Origin of the sequence: Aeromicrobium sp. REDSEA-S32_B7 (assembly GCF_001626145.1) — a bacterium.
GTDB classification, from domain to species: Bacteria; Actinomycetota; Actinomycetes; order Propionibacteriales; family Nocardioidaceae; genus Aeromicrobium; species Aeromicrobium erythreum.
Window position 1 is genome coordinate 1 of the sequence record NZ_LUNF01000139.1, and the last position, 7,744, is coordinate 7,744.

Annotated in this window: 6 protein-coding genes and 1 pseudogene; all 7 read right to left on the bottom strand. The window is 75.5% G+C overall.

The features are described from left to right. A partial coding sequence (locus A6Q79_RS09970) for a CbiX/SirB N-terminal domain-containing protein (RefSeq protein WP_317698037.1) occupies window positions 1–294 on the bottom strand: 294 nt, incomplete at its 3' end. Continuing rightward, window positions 291–1,406, bottom strand: a complete 1,116-nt coding sequence (locus A6Q79_RS09975; RefSeq protein ID WP_286689778.1) for a uroporphyrinogen-III synthase — start codon at window positions 1,404–1,406, stop codon at window positions 291–293. The genes A6Q79_RS09975 and A6Q79_RS09970, both read right to left, overlap by 4 nt. 2 nt (window positions 1,407–1,408) lie before the next feature. Next, complete coding sequence (gene nirD, locus A6Q79_RS09980) at window positions 1,409–1,777, bottom strand: nitrite reductase small subunit NirD (protein WP_067855161.1); 369 nt, start codon at window positions 1,775–1,777, stop codon at window positions 1,409–1,411. Beyond that, window positions 1,774–4,236, bottom strand: coding sequence for a nitrite reductase large subunit NirB (gene nirB, locus A6Q79_RS09985; protein ID WP_317698041.1), 2,463 nt, complete (start codon window positions 4,234–4,236; stop codon window positions 1,774–1,776). The genes nirD and nirB overlap by 4 nt, the downstream gene beginning before the upstream one ends. A 46-nt stretch (window positions 4,237–4,282) precedes the next feature. Then, the gene (locus tag A6Q79_RS09990) at window positions 4,283–5,755 is read right to left on the bottom strand and encodes an FAD-dependent oxidoreductase (RefSeq protein WP_286689775.1); all 1,473 of its coding nucleotides are present in this window, start codon (window positions 5,753–5,755) and stop codon (window positions 4,283–4,285) included. Next, window positions 5,752–7,008 (bottom strand): molybdopterin oxidoreductase family protein, encoded by a 1,257-nt coding sequence (locus A6Q79_RS18640; protein WP_369038002.1) that lies wholly within the window; start codon window positions 7,006–7,008, stop codon window positions 5,752–5,754. The genes A6Q79_RS09990 and A6Q79_RS18640 overlap by 4 nt, the downstream gene beginning before the upstream one ends. 175 nt (window positions 7,009–7,183) lie before the next feature. Then, window positions 7,184–7,684: pseudogene (locus A6Q79_RS18645) on the bottom strand (molybdopterin oxidoreductase family protein); the annotation flags it as partial. Window positions 7,685–7,744: the final 60 nt, after the last annotated feature.

Below are 7,744 nucleotides of genomic sequence, written 5' to 3' on the forward strand. Positions count from 1 at the left end.
ACCGAGGGTCGGGGCGGCCACGCAGCCGGGCGCCGACGCGGCGCGGGCGACGTCGACCCGCACGTGGAACCCCGGGGCGAGCAGCAGCGGCACCACGACGGCGGGACCGGCGAGCCCGGCCACCACGTCGTCGGGCGTCGGCGACTGCACGTCGACGTACGCGTCACGCACGTCGACGTCGGGCAGCCGGCGACGCACCGCCTCGACGAGGCCGAGCACCGCCCGCCGACCTGCGGGGCTCGACGTGCCGTGGCTGGTCGCGACGAGCGCGGGACGGGTGGGGTGCGGGTTCATGGGTGCTCCTGCACGGCGAGGCGGTAGCCCCGCTTGACGACGGTGAGGACGGCGGACCGGCCGATCGCCTCGCGCAGGCGCGCGACGGCCATCTCGGCGGTGTGGGGGTCGGTCGACTCCCCGGGCAGGACGGCGAGCAGCTGCTCGCGGCTGCACACGGTGCCGGGCCGCTCGGCGAGCAGCCGCAGCACGGCGAGCCCGCTCGGGGAGACCGGGAGCGGCTGGTGGTCGAGCGTGGCCGTGGTGGCGTGCAGCCGAAGCTGGCCGTCGGGCAGCGCGATCGCGGCGGCGTCCTCGCCGAGGTGCACGATCAGCTCCCGCACAAGGGCCCCGAGGCGGTACCGCTCCGGCACGAGGGGCTCGAAGCCGCGGGAGACGAGCGGCTCGGCGGTCACCGGGCCGACGGCGGCGAGGGTCAGCCGGCCCGCCGCGACCAGGGCGCGCAGCGCGTCGAGACCGTCGTGCCGTTCGACGACCTCGAGCCACGCCGATGCGCCGGGCGCCGAGGTGAACACGACCGCGTCGTAGCCGCCCGCGGTCGCCGCGACCACCGAGCGCTCGACGGCCTCGGGGTCCGGCGGAGGGCCCCAGCGGTAGACGACGAGGGTCGTCGTGACCGCCCCGCCCCCCTGCAGCGCCTTCTCGATGCCGTCGTCGCCCGCGCCGTGGTGCTGCACCGCCACGTGCAGGCCGTCGACGCCCTCCGTCAGGAGCAGCTGCACGATCTCGGCCGACGTCTCGGACTCCGCCACCCAGTCGGGCACGAGACCCGCCGCCTGGAGCGCACCGCGCGCCTTGGGCCCGCGGGCCACGATCCGGGTCTGCGCGAGGGCCTCGACGAGGTCGTGGCCAAGGCCCGACGCCTCCGCGGTGTCCAACCAGCCGCGGAACCCGATGCCCGTGGTCACCACGAGCACGTCGGGCGGGTCGGCGACGAGCTCGCGGGTCGCGGCCAGCAGACCGGCCTCGTCGAGGTGGGACTCCACGCCGAGCGCCGACGCGGTCGTCACCTCGGCGCCGCGCCGCTGCAGGGCGCCGGACAGCTCGTCGGCTCGCCGTTGGGCGGTCACCAGCACGGTGGTGCCGGACAGGACGGGACGCAGGACGTTCACGATCACCCAGTCTGCGGGACGCCGACGTGCACCACACCGTCGACGACGTCGACGGTGTAGGTGTCGAGGGCCACGTCGGGGTCGTCGAGGCAGCGTCCGGTGCGCAGGTCGAAGGCCTGCTTGTGCAGCGGCGAGACGACGATCGCGACGTCGCCGCGCGAGCCCACCAGGCCGCGCGCGATGACGTTCGCCCCGGTGAACGGGTCGCGGTGGGACACCGCGCGGACCTCGCCGGTGTCGGCGAGCCGGAACAGCGCCACCTGCCGGCCGTCGACGAGCGCGGCGGCGCCGCGGTCGGGGTGCAGGTCGTCGAGCCGGCACACGGGCACGAGCGTCGGGGACGCGTGGGGCGCGTCGAGGAACGTGGTCACAGGGGTCCTCCGGCGGTGCGGACGGGCAGGGTGGGTCCACCGATCACGACGCCACGCTCCTCGGCCGTGGCGGGGCGCTTCTGGCCACGCTCGGGCACGTAGGCGAGGTCGGGGTCGGCGACGTCGGGGGCGTTGACGAACGACGCGAACTTGCGCAGCTTCTCGGGGTCCTCGAGGGTGGCCGCCCACTCGTCGCGGTAGCCGCCCACGTGCGCGTCCATCGCGGCGTCGAGGTCGGCGGCGATGCCGAGCGAGTCGTCGAGCACGACGGCGCGGATCGCGTCGATGCCGCCCTCGACCGACTCCACCCACGGTGCCGTGCGCTGCAGCCGGTCGGCGGTGCGCACGTAGTACATGAGGAAGCGGTCGATCGCGCGGACGAGCTGCTCGGTCGTCAGGTCCTCGGCGAACAGCTGGGCGTGCCGCGGCGTGAACCCGCCGTTGCCGCCGACGTACATGTTCCAACCGTGGTCGGTGGCGATGACGCCGACGTCCTTGCCGCGCGCCTCGGCGCACTCGCGGGCGCAGCCGGAGACGCCGAGCTTGATCTTGTGCGGCGAGCGCAGGCCGCGGTAGCGCAGCTCGAGCGCGATGGCCAGGCCCACCGAGTCCTGCACGCCGAAGCGGCACCACGTCGACCCGACGCACGACTTCACGGTGCGCAGCGACTTGCCGTACGCGTGGCCCGACTCGAACCCGGCGTCGACGAGCCGCGACCAGATGGCGGGCAGCTGCTCGATGCGCGCGCCGAACAGGTCGATGCGCTGGCCGCCGGTGATCTTCGTGTAGAGCCCGAAGTCCTTGGCGACCTCGCCGATGACGATGAGCCCCTCGGGCGTCACCTCGCCGCCGGGGATGCGCGGCACGACCGAGTACGTGCCGTCCTTCTGCATGTTGGCCATGACGTGGTCGTTGGTGTCCTGCAGGGCCGCGCGCTCGCCGTCGAGCACGTGCTCCTGGTACAGCGACGCGAGGATCGACGCGGCCACCGGGCGGCACACGTCGCACCCGCGCCCGCGCCCGTGGGTCGTGAGCAGCTCGCTGAACGTGCGGATGCCGCTGACACGCACGACGTCGAAGAGCTGGGCGCGGCTCAGCGAGAAGTGCTCGCACAGGTCGTTCCCGACCTCGATGCCCGCCTCGGCGAGCTGGGCCTGGAGCAGCTGCTTGACCATCGGCACGCACGAGCCGCAGCTCGTGCCGGCCTTCGTGCACGCCTTCACGCCGGCCACGTCGGTGCAGCCCTGGTCGGTCACGGCGCAGCGCACCGTGCCGGCGGTGACGTTGTTGCACGAGCAGACGGTCGCCGCGTCGGGCAGGGCACCCGTCGCCGGACCCTCCGCCGACTCCGGCAGGCTGAGGACGAGCTTCTTGTACAGGCCCTGCACGGGGTCGGCGTAGACGACCTCGAGGCTGTCGGGCGTCGTCCCGAAGGCGTCGCCGAAGCTGGCGACGTCGACCCCGAGCAGCTTGAGCTTCGTCGACAGGTCGGCGTCGGCGAACGTGGCCTCGCCGCCGAGCAGACGGTCGGCCACCACCTCCGCCATCGTGTAGCCCGGCCCGACCAGCCCCCAGACCCGGTCGGACACGCAGGCGACCTCGCCGACGGCGTAGACGGCGGGGTCGCTCGTGCGGCACCCCTCGTCGGCGAGCACCCCGCCGCGCGGGTGCACCGCCAGCCCGGCGCCGCGGGCGAGCTCGTCGCGCGGACGGACACCCGTGGCGAACACGACGACGTCGACGTCGAGCGGGTCGCCGGACGCGAACTCCATCCGCTCCACCCGGCCGGCGTCGTCGGCGACCACGCGCGACGTCGCGGTCGACGTCCGGACCGCCACGCCGAGGCCCTCGACCAGCCGGCGCAGCGCCTCGCCGCCGCCTGCGTCGACCTGGACCGGCATGAGCCGGTCGGCGAACTCGACCACGGTGGTCTCGGTGCCGAGCGCGGTGAGGGCGCCGGCGGCCTCCAGGCCCAGGAGCCCGCCGCCGACGACCGCGCCGCGGACGGGGCGGCCCAGCGCGGCCTCGCGCTCGGACACCCAGGTGCGCAGGGCGTCGAGGTCGTCGACCGTCCGGTAGACGAAGCAGCCGCGCAGGTCGGCGCCCTCCACCGGCGGCACGGCCGCGTACGAGCCGGTGGCCAGGACGAGCGCGTCGTAGCGCCGCTCCTGCCCGCCGACGACGACCGTGCGCGCCGACGCGTCGACCGACTCGACCGCCGTGCCCGTGTGCAGCGTGACCCCAGGGGTGTCCCACAACGACGCGTCGCCGAGCAGCAGCTCCTCGGGTCCGGAGAGGTCGAAGTAGCTGGTCAGCGCCACCCGGTCGTACGGGGCGTGCACCTCCTCGCCGTAGACCTCCACGTCCCACCGCGAGGTCGCGTCGCGCTCCACGAGGGCTTCGACGAGACGACGGGCGACCATGCCGGCTCCGGCCACGACCAGGGTGCTGCGTTCCATGTCGACGACGCTAGGCAGCCCGTGTGTCGGGTCCCGACGCCGCCGGTTACCGGGCTGCAACACCTCGCTCACGCACCGCAGCCGCCTGCTGTGAGGTCGCCGGGACGGCCGGGTCGACCTCCTGCAGCCAGTCGACGAGGCCGCACACGAGGGTGCGGCAGCCGCCGCATCCCGTGGTCGCGCGCGTGCTCGCGACCACCTCCTCGACCGTGCAGCAGCCGCCGTCCCAGGCGGCGACGACGTCGGCCTTCGTGACCCCGTTGCAGCGGCACACGGTCGTGCTCGACGGCATGGTCGTGGGCGAGCCCGGCTGGTCCTCGGGTGCGCCGACGAGGAGCTGGAGCGGGTCGGGCGGGACGATGCCCGGACGGTCGAGCTGCACGGCGAGCCGCGCGGCCAGCTCCGGCGAGCCGACGCACGTCATCCCGACGAGCGTGCCCTGCCGGACGACGACCTCGACGTAGCGCCGGGCGCCCGCGTCGTCGAGGGCCAGCACCCGGTCGTCCTCGTGCGCCGTCGACGCGCGCATTCCCGCCGTGACCACGTCGAGCCCGACGGCCTTGAGCCGCAGGGTCGCGCCCTGGACCGGCAGCGCCGGGACGGGTCGGTCGCGCACGAGTCGCGCGGCGAGCGCGTCGGCCTGCGCCCACCCCGGGGCGACCAGGCCGCTCACGCCGTCGGGCGTCTCGGCGCAGTCGCCGATCGCGCTGACGCTCGGGTCGCTCGTGCGCAGGTCGGCGTCGACGACGATCCCGTGGCGCACGGTGAGCCCGGCCTCGACGGCCAGCTCGGTGCGCGGGACCGACCCGGTCGCGAGCACGAGGAGGTCGGTCGGCACGCGGGTCCCGTCGCCGAGGACCACCGCGTCGACGTGGCCCTGCGCGACGTCGACCGCCCGCACGCCGGCCTGCGGCACGACCGCGACGTCGAGGTCGCGCAGGGTGCGGGTCGCGACGGCCGACACGCGCGGGTCGAGGTCGCGGTCGAGCACGCCGTCGCGGGAGGCGAGGACGGTCACGTCCAGGCCGCGCCGACGCAGCCCGCACGCGACCTCGACGCCGATCGCGCCCGCCCCGACCACGCACGCCCGACGCGCGTTGAGCGCGCCCGCGACGACGCCGCGCGCGTCGTCGACCGTCCGCAGCACGTGCGCCCCACCGACGAGCCGGCCGCCACCGGCGTCCAGCCCGGCGAGCGGCAGCACGCGCGCCCGCGCCCCCAGCGCCAGCACGAGGTGGTCCCACGGCTCGTCCGACCCGTCGTCGAGCAGGACCCGACGGGCGGCGACGTCGAGCTCGACCGCCCGCACGCCGCGCCGGACCCGCGCGCCGGACGCCTCGGGCAGCGTGAGCGACGCGAGGTCGGTGCGACCGGCGACCAGCTCCGACAGCAGGACGCGGTTGTACGGCTCGTAGGACTCCTCGCCCAGCAGCACCACGTCGGCCGCGGGGTCGAGCCGCAGCGCCTCCTCGACGAACCGGTGGCCGACCATCCCGGCCCCCACGACGACGATCCTCACGACTCGACCTCCTGCAGCACGCGGGCGGCGGACGGCCCGGCGTCGTCGGCGACCCGCTCGACGCGGACCGCGCACACCTTGAACTCGGGCATGCCGGACACGGGGTCGGTCGCGTCGTTCGTGAGCGCGTTGACCAGGCTGTCCCCGGCGAAGTGGAACGGGACGAACACGGTGTCGGGCCGCACGTCGCGGGTGATGCGGGCGGGCGCGACCATCGAGCCGCGGGCCGACGTGACGCGCACGAGCTCGGCCCCGTCGAGGCCGAGCCGCGCGGCGAGGCTCGGGTGCAGCTCGACGTGCGGTCCGCCGGCGGCGTCGCAGAGGGCCGGGACGCGACGGGTCTGGGCCCCCGACTGGTAGTGCGCGAGGAGCCGGCCGGTCACGAGGTGCAGTGGCGCCTCGGCGTGGACGTCGTCGTCGGGTCCGACCGGTCGCACCGGCACCATCCGGGCCCGGCCCGACGGCGTCGCGAAGCGGTCGGTGAACAGCCGCGGGGTGCCCGGGTGGTCCGGGTCGGGGCACGGCCAGTGCAGCGCCTCGCCCGTGTCGAGCCGGGCGTGACTGAGTCCTGCGTAGTCGGCACGTCCGCCCGCGCTCGCCCGCGCGAGCTCGTCGAAGACCAACGACGCGTCGGTGGACCACGTGCCGGGGGCGTCCAGGCGCCGGGCCAGCTCGGACCAGATCCACAGCTCGTCGCGCACGTGCGCCGGCGGGTCGACGTGGCGACGGCGGCGCAGCACCCGACCCTCGAGGCTGGTCATCGTGCCCTCCTCCTCGGCCCACTGCGTGACGGGGAGGACGTAGTCGGCGAGCAGGGCGGTCTCCGACGGGACGACGTCGCAGACCACCAGCAGGTCGAGCGACGCGAGCCGGTCGCGCACGCCGCCCGCGCGCGGCGCGCTGACCACGACGTTGCTGCCGTGCACGAACAGACCGCGGGGTCCGCTCTCGGTGCCGAGCGACGAGAGCAGCTGCACCGCGGGGACCCCGGACCGGGGGAGGAGCTCAGGGTCGACGCCCCACACGGCGGCGACGTGCGCGCGGTCGGCGGGGTCCTCGATCGAGCGGTACCCCGGGAGCTGGTCCGCTTTCTGCCCGTGCTCGCGTCCGCCTTGGCCGTTGCCCTGGCCGGTGAGCGCGCCGTACCCGCCGCGGTGCGCGCCCGGCAGGCCGAGCGCGAGTGCGAGGGAGATCGCCGCGCTGACCGTGTCGGTGCCGTCGACGTGCTGCTCGGCGCCACGGCCGGTGAGCACGTACGCGCCCCGCCGGCACGCCCGTGACCGTCTCGACCCGCTCGGGCCACCAGGCCGCGACCGAGCGGCGCACGTCCTCGACGCCGTCGACGCGCTCGTCCAGGTAGGTGACGTCGGCGAGCCCGTCGCCCAGCACCACGTGCAGGAGGCCGAGCAGCAGGACGAGGTCGGTGCCCGGCAGGGGCTGCAGGTGCGTGCCTGCGCCGTCGTCGCAGAGCCGTGCCGTGGCCGAGCGCCGAGGGTCGACGACGACGAGGCCGCCCCGCGCGCGTGGTCCTGCGAGGTGCTGCACCGACGGCGGCATCGTGTCGGCCAGGTTGCTGCCCAGCAGCAGCACCGCGTCGGCGTCGTCGAGGTCGGTGAGCGGGAACGGCAGACCCCGGTCGACGCCGAGGCTGCGGTTGGCGGCCGCCGCGGCCGACGCCATGCAGAACCGCCCGTTGTAGTCGACGAGGCGGGTGCGCAGCGCGAGCCGAGCGAACTTGCCGAGCTGGTACGCCTTCTCGTTGGTGAGCCCGCCACCGCCGAACACCGCCACCGCGTCGGGTCCGTGATCGGCTCGCAGCGCCCGCACGCGGGCCGCGATGTCGTCGAGTGCGTCGTCCCACGTGGTCGGGACGAGCCCGTCGGCGGTGCGACGCAGCGGCTGGGTGAGCCGGTCGGAGGCGCGCAGCAGGTCGGCCGACGTCCACCCCTTCTGGCAGAGCCCCCCGCGGTTCGTGGGGAAGTCCCGCGG

Excerpts from the sequence above, each read along its gene's own strand:
- nirB (WP_317698041.1), bottom strand. The coding sequence starts at position 4,236 with ATGGAACGCAGCACCCTGGTCGTGGCCGGAGCCGGCATGGTCGCCCGT.